Consider the following 17,587-nt stretch of genomic DNA (forward strand, 5'->3'; position numbering starts at 1 on the left):
GCCGGTGCTGACCGTACGAAGGGCCCCGCGGCCTCTCCGCCCCGCGGGGCCCTTCGTCATGCCCGTACCCGGAGCGGAGCCATGTGACTCAGGTCACAGGAAAACCCCGCGGATCCGGAGCAACCCTTCACACTTTTCGCTGATCAAACCTGCCGGATCAAGAAACGGTGTGAGGGACCTGCCTTCGGAGGGGGATGCAGGTCCCTCCACTTCCTCCCCACCGCTCACGGTCACTTCTTCGGCGGCACCGCCGGCATCCCCAGGAACGGCAGCCGCAGCGCGCCGAACGCGTCCGCCGGGACCACCGGGGCCTGCGGCTCCACCGGCTTCAGCCGTTCGTACGCCGCTCCCGGCGCCGGCCGCGGGTCCTCCTCGCCCTTGTTCGGCCAGAACGACATCGCCCGTTCGGCCTGCGCGGTGATCGTCAGCGAGGGGTTCACCCCCAGGTTCGCCGAGACCGCCGCGCCGTCCACGACCGAGATGCCGGGGTGGCCGTGGAGCCGGTGGTACGGGTCGATCACGCCCGTCTCCGCGGAGTCCCCGATGGGGCAGCCGCCGAGGAAGTGCGCGGTGAGCGGGGTGCCCATCAGCTCGCCGACGTTGCTGCCGGCGAAGCCGTTGATCTCGGCGGCGAGCGCGGAGGCGGCCTCGGTCGCGGCCCTGATCTGCTTGGGGTTGGGCGCCCCGTGCCCCTGCCGGGCGGTGAGCAGCCCCTTGCCGACGCCGCCGCTCTTCAGGGAGGTGGTCAGCGAGTTGTCCAGGGACTGCATGACCAGGCCGATGATGGTCCGCTCCGACCAGCGCCGGTTGGACAGGGACCGGGCGACCAGCAGCGGGTGCCGGGCCGCGTTCGTCAGCCAGGCGAGCACCCGCGAGGAGCCCTCCGTGTACGGCACCTGGAGGATCGACAGGCCGCCCATCGAGTTGGAGCCCTTGCCGTAGCGGACCGGCTCGACGTGGGTGTTCTCGTCGGGGTGGATCGAGGACGTGATGGCGACGCCCCGCGTGAAGTCGGCCCGCGGTGTGCCGGTGGCCCTGCGGTAGCGGCGGTCGTCGGTCTGCGCGCCGACCAGTGCCTCGGAGTTGGTGCGGGTCAGTTCGCCGAGCCGCGGCGACAGGTACGGCAGCTGGCCACCCGCCTTCATGCGGTGCAGCAGGGTCTGGGTGCCGTAGGTGCCGGCCGCGAGGACCACCTTGCGGGCGGTGAAGATCCGGCCCGCGCCCTTCTTCCTGCGGTCCGTCGGCAGGGTCGCCACCGCATGACCGCCCCGCGAGTCGTCCGTGACGGACACGACCGTCGTCATGGGGTGGACGACGGCGCCCGCCTTCTCGGCGAGGTACAGGTAGTTTTCGTTGAGGGTGTTCTTCGCGCCGTGCCGGCAGCCGGTCATGCACTCGCCGCACTCGGTGCAGGCCCTCCGGTCGGGCCCGGCCCCGCCGAAGTACGGGTCGTTCACCCGCTCTCCGGGCCGGGCCTTCGCCTTGCCGTCCGCGTCCTTGCCGTCGCCGAAGTACACGCCGACCGGCGCGAGGTGGAAGGTGTCCCCGACCCCCATCCGCTGGGCCGCCGCCTTCAGGTGGACGTCGGAGGGGGTCATGGTGGGGTTGAGCCGGACGCCGAGCATGCGCTGGGCCTGGTCGTAGTACGGCTTCAGCTCCTCCTGCCAGTCGGTGATGTGCCGCCACTGGGGGTCGTCGAAGAACGCCTTCGGCGGTACGTAGAGGGTGTTGGCGTAGTTCAGCGAGCCACCGCCGACACCCGCTCCGGCCAGCACCATGACGTTGCCCAGCAGGTGGATCCGCTGGATGCCGTACATGCCGAGCTTCGGGGCCCAGAGGTAGTTCTTCAGGTCCCAGGAATTCTTCGGGAGGGTGGCGCGGGTGAAGCGGCGGCCCGCTTCCAGGACGCCCACCCTGTACCCCTTCTCGGTCAGGCGCAGGGCCGTGACCGAGCCGCCGAACCCCGATCCGACCACGATGACGTCGTAGTCGTACCCGTCCTCGTCCCGGGTCTGGACAGACTTCTCCTGCGACACGTGCTCTCCTCGTCGAGAACGGGTGTTTGCGAACGGGTGTCCCTAACGGAACCGGAATGCCTTCATGACCCGGAGACTCGTGCTCATGAACCGGGCGTACTTCTCGTCGTCCATCCCCAGCGACGGCGCCATCGGCAGCAGGCGCTGCTGGGCCACCGTCTGGGCCTCGGTGTACTTGAGGATGCCCTCGGAGCCGTGGCGGCGGCCGAGGCCGGAGTCCTTCATGCCGCCCATCGGCGACTGGACGCTGCCGTAGGCGGGTGCGTAGCCCTCGTTGACGTTGACCGTGCCGGTGCGCAGACGGGCGGCGACGTCCCGGCCGCGGCGGGCGTCCGTCGTCCACACGGAGGCGTTCAGGCCGTACGGGGTGGCGTTGGCGCGCTCGACGGCCTCGTCGTCGCTCGTGAAGCGGTAGACGGAGACGACCGGGCCGAAGGTCTCCTCCTCGCAGACGGCCATGGAGGTGTCGACGCCGTCCAGGACGGTGGGCTCGAAGAAGTAGGGGCCGATGTCGGGGCGGGCCACGCCGCCCGTGATCACCTTCGCGCCCTTGGCGACGGCTTCCCGGACATGCCGCTCGACGGTCTCCAGCTGGCGTTCGCCGACCAGCGAGCCCATGTCGGCGCCGTAGGCGAGGGAGTTGCCGAGCCGCATGGCCCGGGTGCGGGCGGCGAACCGCTCCAGGAAGGCGTCGGCGACGGACTCGTGGACGAACAGCCGCTCGATGGAGATGCACAGCTGGCCCGCCGAGGAGAAGCAGGCGCGGACGGCACCGGCGGCGGCCTTCTCGATGTCGGCGTCCTCCAGCACCAGCATGGCGTTCTTGCCGCCGAGTTCCAGGGAGACGCCGACCAGGCGGGAGGCGGCGCCGGCGGCGACCTCGCGGCCGGTGCGGGTGGAGCCCGTGAAGGAGACGTAGTCGGCGCGCTTGACCAGTTCCGGGCCGACGACCGGGCCCTCGCCGAGAACGACCTGGAAGACGCCCTCGGGCAGCCCGGCCTCGACGAGCAGGTCACGTGCCCACAGCGCGGTGAGGCAGGTCTCCGTGTCCGGCTTCATCACCACGGCGTTGCCCGCGACGAAGGCGGGCAGGGCGTCGCCGACGGACAGCTCCAGCGGGTAGTTCCAGGGGGCGATCTGGCCCACCACCCCGCGCGGGTGGCGGAGTTCGGTGACCTTCGTCAGGGTCGGCATGGCGCCCATGTGCCGCTTGGGCTTCAGGTACGCCGCGGCCCGGCGGCCGTAGTGGCGGGCGGCGACGGCGACGGCCTGCACCTCCTCGTGCGCGTGCAGGCGGGCCTTGCCGGTCTCCAGCTGGATCAGGTCGAGGACCTCGCCCTGCCGCTCCAGCAGCAGGTCGTGGAAGCGGAGCAGGACGGCGGCCCGCTGCCGTACCGGGGTCTTCGCCCACACGGCCTGGGCGGTGCGGGCCGCTTCGAAGGCCCGGTCGACGTCCTCCGGGGTGGACTCGGGCAGGTCGGCCAGCTTCTCGCCGGTGAACGGGGTGTGGTTGGCGGTGCGACCGGAGCCGACGACGCCCTTGGTGAGCTGGGCCACCAACTCCGGGGTGACCACGTCGGCGGCGGTGCGGGCGCCTTGGGGGGCGGGCGCGAGCGGGTTGGTACCGGCGATGTCCGGGGCCTGCGTGTCCGTCATGACGCGCAGGGTATGCCGGAGCGCAGGCTTTGTGTACCCGTCGGTAACGCGGTTTCACGGCACGCTCACACACTGCCAGTGATCACTGGCAGCAAATGCGCTGATCAGGGCGTTGACGGGGTGACGATCAGTCGGCCTCGGGTTTTCTCGTGAGCAGCAGACCCAAGGCGGTCAGGGGGGTGCGGCGGGGTGCGGGGGGCGGGACCGGGGTGCGGCCGGCGGGCAGCGGGCGGGGTTCCGGCGCCGGCTCGGGCGGCGGCTCGGGCACGGGAGCGAGGCCCAGGTGGTCGCGGAGCACGGCGTCGACCTCCTCCGCGTGCGGCCGGGCCGCCGGCTCGTCGGCCTGCAGCCGGTCCAGCAGCGGGGCCAGCGGGCCCGGGTCCGTGTCCCCCAGGGCGGCGCGCAGCAGCGCGCCCAGGGACCACAGGTCGGAGGCCGGACCGGCGCCGGGTCCCGCCGCCCGCTCGGGCGCGACGAAACCGGCGGGCGCGTCGTCCGGGTGTCCGTCGCCGATGCCGAAGTCGGTGAGGACGACCCGTCCGGTGCCGGACTCCAGCAGGACGTTGGCCGGTTTGACGTCCCGGTGCACGATGCCGACGGCGTGGGCGGCGCGCAGCGCGCCGAGGACGGCGAGCCCGATGCGCGCGGCCTCGGCGGCCGGCAGCGGCCCGCGCCGCAGCACCTCGCGCAGCGACTCGCCCGCCACCAGCTCCATGACGATCCAGGGGATCCCGTCCTCGGTGACGACGTCGTACACCGTCACGGCCGAGGGGTGCCGCACCCGGGTGGCGGCCCGGGCCTCGTGGTGCAGCCGGTGCGCGATCCGCCGGCTCTCCTCGTCGGCGGCCGGATCGCCGGGCAGCAGCGGCTCCTTGACGGCGACCAGTGCCTTCGCCTGCTCGTCCCGGGCACGCCACACGGTCCCGGCCGGCCCGGCCCCGAGGCGTCCGGCCAGCCGGTAACGGCCGCCGATCAGACGTGCGTCGGGCGGGTGTTCGCCGTCTTCAGTCATGTCACATGAGTACCGTGCGCACCACGCCGTTGTCGAAGCGGGCGGTCAGGCGGCCCACCGGTGCAGGCTGAACCCGGACCCGGCCTCGCGCACCTCCACCGCACCGGCCCCGCCGAAGTGCGCCGGCACCACCAACGCCCGCTCCTCGGCCGCCCGTTCCAGGACGCGCTGCCGCGTCCGGGCGGCCTGCCGCGGGTCGAGGCAGAAGCAGCTGCTGCACTCGGGCCGCAGGATCTGCACCGGGCTGTGCAGCAGGTCGCCGACGAACACCGCGCGTTCCCCCCGGGACTCGACGCGCAGGACGGAGGAGCCCGGGGTGTGCCCGGGGGCGGCCTCCAGCACGAGGTGCTCGTCGATCCGGTGCGTGTCCTGCCACAACCGCGCCTGTCCGGCGCGGTGCACGGGGGCGACGCTGTCCTCGTAGACCAGCCGGTCCATGGGCCGTGCGCCGCCCGCGTAGCCGCCGGCCGGGCCGAAGTGGTGGTCGTCGGCGGCCGGGAGGAGGTAGCGGGCCCGTGGGAAGGAGGGCACCCACTCGCCGTCTGCGTCCCGGGTGTTCCAGCCGACGTGGTCGGCGTGCAGATGGGTGTTGACCACGACGTCGACGTCCTCGGGCCGGACACCCGCCCGCTCCAGCCGGTCCGGGAAGTCCCCCTGCCGCCGGTGGAAGAAGGGGCTGCCGGGCCGCTCCCGGCCGTTGCCGACGCCGGTGTCGACCAGCACGGTCCGTCCGCCGCTGCGCAGCACCCAGGTCTGGAGCGCCACCACGGCCCGGTCCCCGCCGGCTTCCCGGTGGTCGGGGACGAGCTGCGCCTCGTGCGCGGCCCACACCTCCGGCCCGCACTCGGGCACCAGGTCGGCGACGGGCACGTGCGGCCCCCGCCACTCGATGATGCGCAGCACCTCGACGTCACCGATCAGGAAACGCTGTACGCGGTCCTCTGTCATACCTGTCATGCCTGTCATACCTGTCATGCCTGTCATGCCGTCTGTCATATGAAGGACTCTAGGTTTCCGGCGTGAGCGTCCCAATGCCTGATTGGCGCAAACGGATACGCTGTCGTCTCATGGATGTGGTCAGCGATGCGATCGCCGCCGTCCGGGCGGGGAGCCCCTCCTCCAGCCGGCTGCGGGTGGGCGGAACCTGGTGCGTCCGCCTGGCGCCCTACGAGGGCGCGGGCTTCCATGTCGTCCTGAGCGGCACCTGCCTGCTCCTGCCGGACGGGGACGGCCAGCCCGTGCCCCTGGGGCCGGGGGACGTGGTGCTGCTTCCGCACGGCGCCGGGCACGTGCTGGCGCACGCGGCGGCGGGGGCGGCGGAGGTGCGGCGGGCGGTCCCCTTCGACGAGGTGCGGGACACGGACGTACGGCGTCCGGGGCCCGGGCCCGAGGTGGAGTTGCTGTGCGGCAAGTACCGGCTGGACCGCAGCCGTACGCATCCGCTGATGGCGGAGCTGCCGCAGGTGGTGCATCTGCCCCACCGGATCGGCGGCCACCCGGAGCTGCGGGCGGGCGTCGACCTGCTGGCGCGTGAGCTGGAGGAGCGCCGCCCCGGCGGCTGCCTCGCCCTGCCGAGCCTGCTGGACCTGCTCTTCGTCTACCTGATCCGGGCCTGGATGGCCGAGGCGGAGACGGGGGCCTGGCCGGCGGTGCTGAACGACCCGGTGACGACGGCCGCGCTGCGTGCCCTGCACTCCGATCCGGCGGCCCCCTGGACGGCCGGCCGGCTGGCCGCCGAGGCGGGCGTCTCCCGGGCCACCCTGGCCCGCCGCTTCACCACGCTGGTCGGCCGGCCGCCGATGGCGTACCTCACCTGGTGGCGGCTGACCCTGGCGGCGACACGGCTGCGCGAGACGGACGCGTCGCTCGCGACGGTGGCGCGGGAGACGGGGTACGGCAGCCCGTACGCCCTCTCGCACGCCTTCAGCCGGGAGTTCGGCACCACACCGGGCAGGTACCGCGACCGCGGGGTGTCATGACGTCCGGGGCCGCGTGGGTCCGGGACCACACGGCTCGGGGCCTCGCGAGGTCCGGGGCCGCGTGGGTCCGGGACCGCACGGCTCAGGGCTTCGTGATGTCCAGGCCGGCGATCGCCGTCTTCGCCACCTCCCGGCCGCGGGCGGTGAAGTCGCCCTTGCCCGGATAGCCGACGGCCAGTTCGTACATGTCCCCGGACTTGGTGCGGTAGTAGAAGATCCGGAGTTCGCGCGGGCGGCCGTCCGAGTCGTCGGAGGGATACGTGACCGTGTTCCCGGCGGCCTGCCGGCCGTGGTACGTGGCGTCCGTGTCCGGGACGGTCCTCGTGGCCTTGCCCATGTCCAGGTCGTAGTCGCCCTGGCTCTTGAACTGCTCGTTGGCGTCGTACATCTGGGCCCGCGCACTGGACTTGATCCGGTCCAGGGAGTCCTCCGCCCGGCGGTCCAGGTGCAGCCGGATCCAGACGCCGCCGCTCCAGTCCGTGTACGTCACCCAGTTCCTGTCGCTGTCGTCCTTCTCCGGCCGGGTGACCTGGTAACTCGCGGGGACGGCCAGGGTGACGCCCAGTCCGCTCTCCGGCCGCTTCGCCCAGCCGTCGGGCAGAGGGCCCGCGGAGGAGTCCGCGAGCACGAGGTACGCGGTGACGGCCGTCGCGACCGCCGCCGCGCCGGCCGCGAGCCAGGCGATACGGCCCCGGCGGCGCGAGCGGGAGACGGTCGGGGCGGCCGGGGCGGTCCCGGACGGCGAGGGGCCCGTGAGGGGCGTGCTCGCCGGGGCCGGGGAGGCGGGGGCCGGGGGCGCCGGGGGGCTCGCCGCTTCCCGGAGCAGGGCGCGGACCCGGTCCGCCGTGGGGCGGTGCGCGGGGTCCTTGTGCAGCAGCCCGTCGATGGCCTCGGCCAGCGGGCCGGAGGCGGACGCGGGCGGGGCCGGGGTGGCGTGGAGGACGGACTGGAGGGTGGCTGGCGTGTTGCTGCGGCGGAAGGGCGACACGCCCTCCGTGGCCGAGTACAGCACCACGCCCAGCGACCACAGGTCGCTCGCCGGGCCGGGCCGCTGCCCCAGCACCCGCTCCGGCGCGATGAACTCGGGCGAGCCGACGAAGCCGCCGGTGTCCGTGAGCCGCGTGTCGCCCTCGATCGAGGCGATGCCGAAGTCCGTGAGGACGACCCGGTCGTGCCGGCCCAGCAGGATGTTGTCGGGCTTGACGTCCCGGTGCAGCACGCCCGCCGCGTGCGCCGCCTCCAGCGCGCCGAGGACCTGGAGACCGATCCGGGCCGCCTCCCGCGCGTCCAGGGTGCCGTCCTGCAGCGCGCTGCCGAGGGTGCGGCCGTGCACCAGCTCCATCACGATCCACGGCCGGCCGTCGACGACCGCGACGTCGTGCACGTTCACCACCGCGGGGTGGTCCAGCCGGGCCGCCGCACGGGCCTCGCGGCGCATCCGTTCGAAGGCGTTGGCCTGTTCGCGCTCGGGAAGGTGGTCCGGTACCCGGGGTTCCTTCACGGCTACCTCACGGTCCACCGTCTCGTCCTTGGCCCGCCACACCGTGCCCATGCCGCCGTGACCCAGCTTCCCGAGCAGCCGATAGCGGCCCGCGACGAGCCGCCCGGTCCCCGGCTCCCCTGCGGACGGCACCGGGTCCGCGGTCGGAGCGGCCGGGGCGTGCTCCGCGGCGGAAGGCGCCGGGTCCGCGGCCGGGGCGTGCTCTGCGGCGGAAGGTGCCGAGTCCGCGGCCGGGGCGTGCTCCGCGGCCGGGGCGGCCGGGCCCGGCACCGCGGGGGCCACGCCGCCCGGGCCCGGTCGTGGTCTCGGCGGTTGCAGAACAAAACTCGTCGTGTCGTCGACCCCGTGGCCGACTCCCCCGTCACTGCTCATGCGTCATCTCTATCGCGCCCCCGGCGTCCGCAGCCACAGGGAAGGCGAACCGGTCACACACCCGTGACCGAGAACGTGTCGACGGCCACGTCGAAGTACTCCCGGGCCTCCCGCACCTTCCCCACCGGCGCCGACACCCAGACGTCGTACAGCAGCCCGCCCTCCTCCCAGCACAGGTCGTAGGTGTGGCGGGGGCCCTCCGCGGCGCTGAAGCCGTTCCAGGTGAACTCCCAGAGCGCGGCGGGGTGCCCGTGGTGCGTGGCCGTGGTGACCCGGCCGTCGTGGTAGCCGGGATTGGTGGAGGGGCCGTCGGCGGCCGACCGGTCCAGCATGCCCCGGGGGCCGCCCGGTTGCGGTGCGCCGACCTTGACGCCCAGGCGGTAGGTCCGGCCGGGCGAGAGGTAGAAGACCCGCTCGCCCTGGGGGTCGCGGACGAAGTCCTCCGGCACGGCGAGGGAGAAGCCGGCCGGGTCCCGGGCCGTGCGATATCCGGAGGGCGCGGTGTGCGAGCCGGCGCCCCCCGGACGGGACGCGCCGGGCGTGACCGTCGGCCCGGTTCCGCTCGCGGTCGGGGACGGTGTCGTACCCGTCGTGAGGCCCGTGCCCGTCGTCGTACCCGTGGAGCCCGTGCCGGTTCGGGTCGCCGGGGTCGACGCCGGGGTCGTCGCCGTGCCGCCGGGAGTGCCGCCGCCCCCGTCACCGTCGTGGTGCCACAGCAGCGCCGCGGCCGACACACCGGCCCCGGCCAGCGCGGCGACGAGCAGCGCCGCCACCAGCACCCCGCGCGGCGACGACCGGGCCGGGGACGGATCGGCCGGCGTCCCGGCCGGAGCGGACACCGCCGGTCCGCCGTGGGGCAGGTCCCGCTGGGTCGGTGTGTAGGGCGCCGGGGGCTTCGCCGCGCGGCTCCCGCCGATGCGGTGGATGAGCCCGCCGCCGTGCCCTCCCGCGGTGCTCGGGCCGCCCGGCGCGTCCGGGGTGCGGCCGGTCTCCAGGTAGGCACGGAGCATCCGCTCGGCGTCCGCCGCGCCCAGCCGCCGGTCGGGGTCGCGCTCCAGCAGGCCCCGGACGACGGGCAACAGGGGATCGGCCTCGGCCGGCGGGCGGATCTCGTCGGCGACGACGGCGTGCAGGATGCCGCCGAGCGAGTCGCGCCGGAACGGCGACTCGCCGCTGAGGACCGTGCACAGCAGCGCCCCCAGCGACCACAGGTCGGACTCCGGCCCGGTGCGCACCCCGGACATCCGCTCCGGCGCGGTGTACTCGGGCGAGCCGACGAAGGAACCGGTCTCGGTGAGCGTGGTGGCGCCGGCGACCTGCGCGATACCGAAGTCGGTGAGGACGACCCGGTCGGTGCCGGACTCGATCAGCACGTTCGCCGGTTTGATGTCCCGGTGCAGGACCCCCGCCTCGTGCGCGGTGCGCAGCGCGCTCAGCAGGGCGATGCCGACCCGCGCGGCCTCGGCGGCGTCGACCGGACCGTGCCGGGCGACCCGGTCGGCGAGCGAACCGCCGTCGATCAACTCCATCACGAGGTACGGCCGTTCGTCCTGCTCCACCACGTCGTGCACGACGATGATGTGCGGGTGCCGCAGCTGGCAGACCGCGCGGGCCTCACGGAACGTCCGGTCACGGCGGCGCCGGGTGTCCTCGTCCGGGAGCGAGTCGTCCGGCAGGAGTTCCTTGACCGCCACCTGACGGCCCAGCACCTGGTCGCTCGCCCGCCACACGACGCCCATGCCGCCGCGCCCGATGCGTTCCTCCAGGCGGTAACGGCCCGCGATCAGCCGGAAGCCGGCTCCCTCGGTCCCCATGCGCCCCATCATGCCGCACGGGGCCCCCGCCCTCCGGGGCGCCGCTCGGCCAAGACACCCCGCGCAGCCAGCCATTTTCGGCCGACTCGGCCGTCCTCGGCACCGGTTGGCCGATCGACTCGGCCCCCGTCCGGACCGGTTGACCGGCCGACTCCGCCCCGCTTCCGGACGAGTTGCCGACCGACTCCGCCCGCGTCCGGACCGGTTGACCGACCGGGTCAGCCCGCGTCCGGCTCCTGCCAGCTCCGCAGCACCCACTGGAACTGCTTGGCGGCCGTCGGCCAGTCCTCGGCGGGCGAGGACATGTAGATCGCGTACTCGGTGCCCTCGCGCGAGAAGTACGTCTCCTCGGTCGCCCGGCGGGGCCCGGCGCCGTTCGGCGAGTCCTTCTGCAGCGCGGTCCAGGTGTACTCCCACAGCGCGCCCTTGCGGTCGCGGTAGATGTTCTCCTTCATGGTGACGCGCTGATAGTCGGCCAGCCGGTGGAGCTGCTGCTCCAGGTCCTCCTGGTGGGAGAGCGGGGCGGCGTAGTCCGGCGAACTGTCGATGGAGATGCGGACGAAGTGCCTGTCGTCGTCGGGCGTGTAGTCGATCTGCTTGAGATCGCCTTCGATGCTGAACACCTTCCGCTTCCAGCCCTTGGGCAGGGAGAGACGGAAGCCCAGCGGGTCGTCGTGGGTCTCCCAGCCGGCGGGGATCGTACCGTCGGTGCCGGGGGTGGCGCTCCCGACGGACGCGGGAGCCGGGCTCGTACCGCCGCTGGACCCGGAGTTCTCCTGCCAACCGCTCCACTGCTGGATCGCCACCGCCGCGCCGCCGCCCAGCAGGGCCGCGAGGGCGACGACCAGCGCGAGGGTGCGCAGCCGGCGCCGGGGCCGGCCGGCCGCCGCCCGTCCGGTCGCGAGCGCACCGGCCGTGGGGCCCACCGCCGTCGGCCCGGTCGCGGAACGGCCCGCACCGCCGTGGCCGGCGGGGACCGGCCCGGACCCGTACCCGGCCGCCGGGGAGCCGGACCCGTGGGCCCCGCCCGACGGCGGCGTGCCGTAGCCCGTGTCCGAAGTCCCGCCGGTGCGGCCGGGCGGGACAGGGGTGCCGTCCGTGTGCACCCCCGAGCTCTGGGTCGGCACGAACGCCTGTGCCGCGCGCGGACGGCGGCCCTCCGCCGCCTCGGCGAGCATCTGCTCCGCCTGCTCGGCGCCCGGCCGCCGGGCCGGATCCTTGTGCAGCAGCGCGGCGATGACCGGACCGAGCGGACCGGCCTGGTGCGGCTCGTCCGCGCCCTCCTCGACGATCGCCTGCATGGTGCTCAGCGGCGAGGTGCGCCGGAACGGCGAGCGTCCCTCGACCGCCGTGTACAGCGTGGCGCCGAGCGCCCACAGGTCGGAGGCCGGGCCGGGATCGTGGCCGCGCACCCGTTCGGGGGCCAGGTAGTCGACCGAGCCGACGACCTCCCCGGTGCGGGTGATGGTGGAGTCGCCCTCGATCTGGGCGATGCCGAAGTCGGTGAGCAGCACCCGGCGGTCCGCGCCGAGCAGTACGTTCCCGGGCTTGACGTCCCGGTGCAGCACACCGGCGGAGTGGGCGGCGCGCAGCGCCCGCAGCACCCACAGCCCGATCCGTGCGGCCTCCGTCGGCTCCACGCGGCCGCGTTCCTTGACCGCGTCGGCCAGCGACTCGCCCTCGACCAGCTCCATCACGATCCACGGGCGGCCGTCGTGCTCCAGGACGTCGTGCACGGTGACGACGGCGGAGTGGTTGATGCGCGCGGCGGCCCGTGCCTCGGCCCGGGTGCGGGCGAGCAGGACGGCCTGGTCGCTGTCCGAGACGTAGAGCGCGGCGGTCAACTCCTTGATGGCGACCTTCCGGTGCAGCACCTCGTCGTGGGCGCGCCACACCCGGCCCATGCCGCCGCTGCCGATGGAATCGGCGAGCCGGTAGCGGCCCGCTATGAGCAGGCCCTGCATCTGATTCACGTTGCCCCGCAATGCTCTTGACAGGGTCAGACTAAGGACCGGTCCGCATACAGGGAACCAGCGGGGTACCAAGGAAACCGCACTGTGACGATGGTCATTTCCACGCGAGAAAGGGAACCGGACCGGTGGTGCCCCACCCCGTGCACGCGCTGCTCAACCGGTGTAGCGATACGTCGCGGTAGCCTGCTCGTACAGCCGGGTCACCTCGTCCCGTTCGGCGTCCGGGCCGCGCACCTGGACGATGTGGTAGCGGCCGTTCAGCAGCAGCGCCATGTTCCGCACGAACAGGTCCCGCCCCTGCTCGTCGGTCCAGGTGAACTGCCCCTCGGCCATGGTCCGTCCGCCCACCTGCGTGGTCCGCAGACCGGTGGCCGTGGCCCAGCTGGAGTCGCGGTACGGCTGGAGTTCGCGCTCCTTGTCCCGCTGGTACACCATCGGATCGCTGCCGTAGGCGGACGTGCCGTCCCGCCCCGGTACGACGATCAGCTCGAAGTTCCCGTGCGCGTAGACCACCTGGCCGCTGCCGTTCTTCGGGGTGCGGTCCCAGCCCTTGGCGACGGCGACCTGGAAGCCGTCCGAGTCCTTGCGCAGGGTGAACCCGTCGGCGACGGCGGGGTCACCGCCGGTCTGGGTCTCGGTCGCGGGCGCGGACGCGGTGCCGTCCGCGTCGCCGTCCGGCGCGCTCTGCCCGGCGGAGGGCTGCCGGGTGTGGGTGGGCGCGGGGCTCGTCCGCCCGGCGCTGCCGGTGCGGTCCCCGCCCGCCGCGCCGTCGCCCTTCTCCTTCGGCATGAAGAGCATCGCGTAGGCGATGCCGCCGGCCAGCAGGAGCAGGATGAGCACGAGCAGGGTCCGGCCGAGGCTGCGCGGCGAACGGGCGTCCTCCCGGCCCCGCTTGTGCCGGCCGTGCGGGTGGGTCGCGGGCAGCCGGGCGCGCCGCCGCCGCACCAGCTCACCGCGGCGCCGGACGATCGGCAGCCGCCTCGGGTCCGGGGGCGGCACGGGGACGACATGGGTGCCGGCCTCCGGCTCGGGAGCGGACCGCACCAGCGAGCGCAGCCAGCCGCTCAGCTCCTCGACCTCCGGCCGCTCGGTGGGGTCCTGGCGCAGCAACGACTCCACGACCGGCCGCAGCGGTCCGCACTCCTCGGCGAAGGCGGGCGGCTCGGCGCACACCAGCTGCACCAGCTCGGCCGTCGACTCCTCCGGGTACGGCGCGTGCCCCTGCACCGCCCGGAACAGCAGCGCGCCCAGCGCCCACAGGTCGGTGGCCGGGCCGATCGGCGCCGCCAGCTGCCAGTTCTCGTGCACGGGTCCGGCCTGTTCCGGCGCCCACCGCTCGGTCACCGGCCCCACCACGGTCATCCGCACCTGCCGCGCCCGCTCGGCCGCGAGCGCGGTCCCGGGCCCGCGGCGCACGGCACCGGGCTCGTCCCACCCGCCGCCCGACTGTGCGGGGACGGCGGGGACGGCGGGGACGGCGGCCGGTGCGGAGTGCCCCGGAACGGCACCCGGGCGGCCGGGCACGGGCGCCGGCGGCACCTGTCGGCCCGACTGCTGCTCCGGGTCCTGTCCCGGGCCCTCGGGGCCGTAGCCCTGGCCCGGCACGGACGCGGGCCCGGTACGGGAATCCCCCGGGGGGAGGCCGGGCCGCTGCGGACCGCCGTCCAGGGCCGGGGGCGTGCTGCCGGAGCCGCTGCGTGGCGCGGCACCGTGCCACGGGGCGCCGCGCACTCCGTAGGGGTCGGCTATCCGGCCGGGCGGCGACGCGGTGCCCGCCTCCGCGGGGTACGGCGCGGGTGCCGGGCCGTCGGTCCGGGCGGCGCCGGTGTCGTCCTCGGCGGGCGGGCGGGCACCGGGCAGGGCGGGGCGTCCGCCCTGCTGGGCCTCGTGGACCCGGGCGGCGGCACGGGACCCGGCCCGATACGCGGCGATGGCCCCGGCCCGGGCGGCCCGGATGTCCGCGCCGGTCTCCAGGGCCGGCTGTGCCGCCGGTCCGGCCGCACCGGACACCCCGTTCGCCCCCGGCGGCAGTCCACCGGCCGCCCGCGCCCGGATCGCGGCGCGCCGCGCGGCCTCGGGGTCGACGTCAGCGACGCCCGGTCCGCCGGGCGCGGTGCCGGCGGACACCTCCGTGGCTCCGATGCCGGCATCCCGGCTCAGGGGTCCGCCGCCGCCCGTGCCGGGGGCCGGCCCCTGCCGCTCGCCGGCAGAGCCCGGCGCGGCGCCGGGCGGCCCGCCCGGGTCGTCCGCGAAACCCTCGGGAGTCGGCACCGGGTCGTACCCGCACAACGCCTCCTCCGCCGCGCCGGCCGCGAGGCCGGTCAGCATCACGCGGCCGTCCTCGCAGACCAGGACCGTGCGGACCGTGATGTTGCGGTGCACCCAGCCGTGCGCGTGCAGCACCCGGAGCGCCATCAGCACATCGGAGGCGACCTCGGCCGCCCGGTACGGCGTCAGGGGCTTCTCGGTGAGCAGGGCGGCCAGCGGGCGCGCGGCCACCCACTCGCTGACGATCCACAGCGACCCGCCCTCGGCGAACACGTCGAAAACCTGGTCCAGGCGTGGATGGTCGGGGATGCGGGCCGCCGCCTGCGCGGCCTCCACGGCGCGCCGCACCGCCGGATCGGCGGGCCGCCGGGTGGCGGTCCTGGCCTCCGGCGCCCGGCGGGACACACGTTCCCGGGCGGTGAAACCCTCGGGCAGCCCCTCCGCGTCGAGCACCTCGGCCTCGACGACCTCCGGCAACGGCACCTGCCGGACGAGGACCTCCTGCCCGCTGTAGGTGTCGAAGGCGCGGGTCTCGGTGAGTTCGTACTCGTCGGACGGCGGGAGGGGCAGGCGGTAGCGGTCGGCGAGCACCCGACCCGCGTAGTCGTCCACTTTGCCTCCCCCGGCCGCCCGGTTGGTCACATCCGTTCGCCTCACGACCCGCTTCGCACACACATGCGGCTGCGTACGGTCCGCGACCCTTCACGATACGTGCCGGAGGCAACCCGCATTGAGAGGATGACGGATTCTCATGCGGCAAACCGGCTTACGGCCGCTATGACTTGGGTTCGAAGGACTTCGTCAACGTCTTCCAGGTGTCCTCGCGCAGATCGCCGTGCCAGCCGGCGTCCTTCGCGGTGTACATCAGCGCGTAACCGAGGTGGCCGTTCACCACGAAACCCCGGTCGATCGTGCGGAACTTCGTGCCGTCCTCGACGTAGGTGAACTCCCAGTCGGCGGTGTTCCAGCCGCGGTAGCCCACCTTCTCGATGCGGACCCTGTGGTACTGGGAGCGCACCATGTAGCCCTCCTGGTTCTGCCAGTCCGCCACCGGGTCACCCTTGGGCGTGCTGGTCCAGGCGACGAGCAGCTTCTGCCCCTCCGGGCCGGTGTAGCGGTCGCCGGCGCTTGCGTTGCGCTGGTACTTCCACCCCTCGGGCAGCCCGATCGAGTAGCCCTGGCCGCCCTTGCGGGTGGTCACCACCGGTGCGGCGCCGCCGTCCTTGGAACCGGAGGAGTCGTCGGAGCCGGACTTGTCGGAGTCGTCGGAGCCGTCGGCGGACCCGTCGGCGGACCCGCTCGCGGCGTCCGTCGGGGCCTCGGACGCCGCGTCGGTGCCGGTGGACGCCGGACTCGCGTCGTCCTTCCGGGTCCCGGTGCCGGTGTCACCGCCCGTGTCCTTGTCCTGCCCGGTGGAAGCGTGGGCGCTCGCGGCGCCCTTGGCCCCACTGCTCTTGCCGTCGTCGCCGTCGCCGTTCAGGGCGAAGGCCAGCACGGTACCGAGCACCGCGAGCACGACCACCACGGCGATGACCACCAGGGTGCGCTTGGGCACCACATCGGTGAGCGGTGCCCTGGGCACCGGCCGCGGCGGCAGGTCCAGATCCGGCGGCGGCACCACGGGCCAGCCGGAACTCTGCCTGCTCGGACCGGAGTTCGGCGCGCCGGTGGCACCCGAGGCCGGGCCTCCGGGCCGCGCGGCGGATCCGGCGACCGGCCCGCCGACCGCACCGGGCCGCCTCCCGCCGGACACCGTGCCCCCGGCACCGTCTCCGACGCCGCCGCCCGCGCCGCGGGCGTCCGCCGCGCCGGCGGTACCCGGCGCGGCCGGCTCGCTCGCGTTCTTCGTCCGTGCCGTCGCCGCGGCCGAGGCCGCCCCGGCCGCCTTGCGCACCGAACGCAGCGCGCCGCGCAGCTTCTCCCCGGCCTCCTCGCCCCGCCGGCCCTCCGGGCCGCCGGGCTGCACCGGCAGCGGGACCACCCGCGTGGCGTCCATCGGCTCCGGCTCGGGCGCGTGGATCACCGCGTTGAGCATGGTCCGGGCCCCGGCGTCGTCGAGCCGCTTGGCCGGGTCCTTGGTCAGCAGGCCGTAGATGACGTCCCGCAGCGGCCCCGCGTGCTTCGGCTCGTCCAGGGGCTCGGTCATCACCGCGGTGAGCGTGGCGATCGCGGAGCCCTTGTCGTAGGGCGGGGTGCCTTCGACCGCCGCGTACAGCAGGCCGCCGAGCGACCAGAGGTCGGCCGCCGGTCCCGGCTTGTGGCCGCGGGCCCGTTCCGGGGAGATGTAGGAGGGGGCGCCGACGAGCATGCCGGTCGAGGTGATGGACGGGTCGCCCTCGACCTGGGCGATACCGAAGTCGGTGAGCACGACCCGGCCGTCCTCGGCGATGAGCACGTTGGACGGCTTCACGTCGCGGTGCAGGATGCCCTCCCGGTGCGCGGAGCGCAGCACGTCGAGGACGGCGAGGCCCACCTCGGCGGCGCGCTTCGGCTTCAGCAGGCCGTCCTCGCGGATGACCTCGGCCAGGGACTTGCCCTCCACCAGCTCCATGACGATCCAGGGCCGGTCGTCCTCGTCGACCACGTCGAAGACCGTCACCGCGCTGTTGTTGCGGATCCGGGCGATCGCCTTGGCCTCGCGCAGGGTGCGCGTGATCAGGCGCCGCTTCTCCTCCTCGTCGATGTTCGTCGGGAACCGCAGTTCCTTGACGGCGACCGTCCGGCCCAGGGTTTCGTCCTCGGCGCGCCAGACCGTGCCCATACCGCCGCGCCCCAGCACGTCTCCCAGCCGGTACCGCCCGGCGAGGAGACGCCGCTCGCTCTTGTCCTGACGAGTCTCCTGACGAGATGCTCCCGCCCGCTCCGCCTCCGACATGCGTCCCCTCATACAACCCGCCCTGACAGAGCCTCCATTGTCTCTCACCCGACAAGTGCCCGACGCCCAGGGTGCCCGTGGCCGGGACCCGCGCTTCCCGC

At 74.4% G+C, this 17,587-nt stretch carries 10 protein-coding genes; 1 reads left to right on the top strand and 9 read right to left on the bottom strand.

The annotated features are described in order from the left end of the window. Window positions 1-230: 230 nt before the first annotated feature. The 4 genes from ACZ7KF_RS25540 to ACZ7KF_RS25555 all read right to left on the bottom strand — a co-directional run bounded on the left by ACZ7KF_RS25540 (window position 231) and on the right by ACZ7KF_RS25555 (window position 5,652). Complete coding sequence (locus ACZ7KF_RS25540) at window positions 231-2,036, bottom strand: GMC family oxidoreductase N-terminal domain-containing protein (protein ID WP_471079373.1); 1,806 nt, start codon at window positions 2,034-2,036, stop codon at window positions 231-233. A gap of 42 nt (window positions 2,037-2,078) precedes the next feature. Next, window positions 2,079-3,692: a succinic semialdehyde dehydrogenase gene (locus ACZ7KF_RS25545; protein ID WP_471079376.1), complete on the bottom strand. Its 1,614-nt coding sequence runs from the start codon at window positions 3,690-3,692 to the stop codon at window positions 2,079-2,081. A 127-nt stretch (window positions 3,693-3,819) separates the two neighbouring features. Beyond that, window positions 3,820-4,704 (bottom strand): serine/threonine-protein kinase, encoded by an 885-nt coding sequence (locus ACZ7KF_RS25550; RefSeq protein ID WP_471079379.1) that lies wholly within the window; start codon window positions 4,702-4,704, stop codon window positions 3,820-3,822. Window positions 4,705-4,749: 45 nt separating this feature from the next. Continuing rightward, on the bottom strand, window positions 4,750-5,652 hold the full coding sequence (locus tag ACZ7KF_RS25555; protein ID WP_471079642.1) for an MBL fold metallo-hydrolase: 903 nt from the start codon (window positions 5,650-5,652) through the stop codon (window positions 4,750-4,752). Window positions 5,653-5,771: 119 nt separating this feature from the next. Between ACZ7KF_RS25555 and ACZ7KF_RS25560 the strand changes: the two genes are divergently transcribed. Further along, window positions 5,772-6,683 (top strand): AraC family transcriptional regulator, encoded by a 912-nt coding sequence (locus ACZ7KF_RS25560; protein WP_471079382.1) that lies wholly within the window; start codon window positions 5,772-5,774, stop codon window positions 6,681-6,683. 82 nt (window positions 6,684-6,765) lie between these two features. On the opposite strand, the gene ACZ7KF_RS25565 is transcribed toward ACZ7KF_RS25560, so the two are convergent. The 5 genes from ACZ7KF_RS25565 to ACZ7KF_RS25585 form a co-directional block, all read right to left on the bottom strand. After that, window positions 6,766-8,556 (bottom strand): serine/threonine-protein kinase, encoded by a 1,791-nt coding sequence (locus tag ACZ7KF_RS25565; protein ID WP_471079385.1) that lies wholly within the window; start codon window positions 8,554-8,556, stop codon window positions 6,766-6,768. Window positions 8,557-8,609: 53 nt separating this feature from the next. Further along, on the bottom strand, window positions 8,610-10,370 hold the full coding sequence (locus ACZ7KF_RS25570) for a serine/threonine-protein kinase (RefSeq protein ID WP_471079388.1): 1,761 nt from the start codon (window positions 10,368-10,370) through the stop codon (window positions 8,610-8,612). Between the two features lie 218 nt (window positions 10,371-10,588). After that, complete coding sequence (locus ACZ7KF_RS25575; RefSeq protein ID WP_471079645.1) at window positions 10,589-12,334, bottom strand: serine/threonine-protein kinase; 1,746 nt, start codon at window positions 12,332-12,334, stop codon at window positions 10,589-10,591. Between the two features lie 162 nt (window positions 12,335-12,496). After that, window positions 12,497-15,223, bottom strand: coding sequence for a protein kinase (locus ACZ7KF_RS25580; RefSeq protein ID WP_471079391.1), 2,727 nt, complete (start codon window positions 15,221-15,223; stop codon window positions 12,497-12,499). Between the two features lie 163 nt (window positions 15,224-15,386). Continuing rightward, on the bottom strand, window positions 15,387-17,486 hold the full coding sequence (locus ACZ7KF_RS25585) for a serine/threonine-protein kinase (protein WP_471079394.1): 2,100 nt from the start codon (window positions 17,484-17,486) through the stop codon (window positions 15,387-15,389). Window positions 17,487-17,587 lie beyond the last annotated feature (101 nt).

The organism is Streptomyces sp. NPDC038200, assembly GCF_055600785.1.

What these genes read in the sequence shown, in the direction of transcription:
- ACZ7KF_RS25545 (WP_471079376.1), bottom strand. Translation starts at nt 3,692, where the DNA reads ATGACGGACACGCAGGCCCCGGACATCGCCGGTACCAACCCGCTCGCG.
- ACZ7KF_RS25550 (WP_471079379.1), bottom strand. Translation starts at nt 4,704, where the DNA reads ATGACTGAAGACGGCGAACACCCGCCCGACGCACGTCTGATCGGCGGC.
- ACZ7KF_RS25555 (WP_471079642.1), bottom strand. Translation starts at nt 5,652, where the DNA reads ATGACAGAGGACCGCGTACAGCGTTTCCTGATCGGTGACGTCGAGGTG.
- ACZ7KF_RS25560 (WP_471079382.1), top strand. Translation starts at nt 5,772, where the DNA reads ATGGATGTGGTCAGCGATGCGATCGCCGCCGTCCGGGCGGGGAGCCCC.
- ACZ7KF_RS25565 (WP_471079385.1), bottom strand. Translation starts at nt 8,556, where the DNA reads ATGAGCAGTGACGGGGGAGTCGGCCACGGGGTCGACGACACGACGAGT.
- ACZ7KF_RS25570 (WP_471079388.1), bottom strand. Translation starts at nt 10,370, where the DNA reads ATGGGGACCGAGGGAGCCGGCTTCCGGCTGATCGCGGGCCGTTACCGC.
- ACZ7KF_RS25575 (WP_471079645.1), bottom strand. Translation starts at nt 12,334, where the DNA reads ATGCAGGGCCTGCTCATAGCGGGCCGCTACCGGCTCGCCGATTCCATC.
- ACZ7KF_RS25585 (WP_471079394.1), bottom strand. Translation starts at nt 17,486, where the DNA reads ATGTCGGAGGCGGAGCGGGCGGGAGCATCTCGTCAGGAGACTCGTCAG.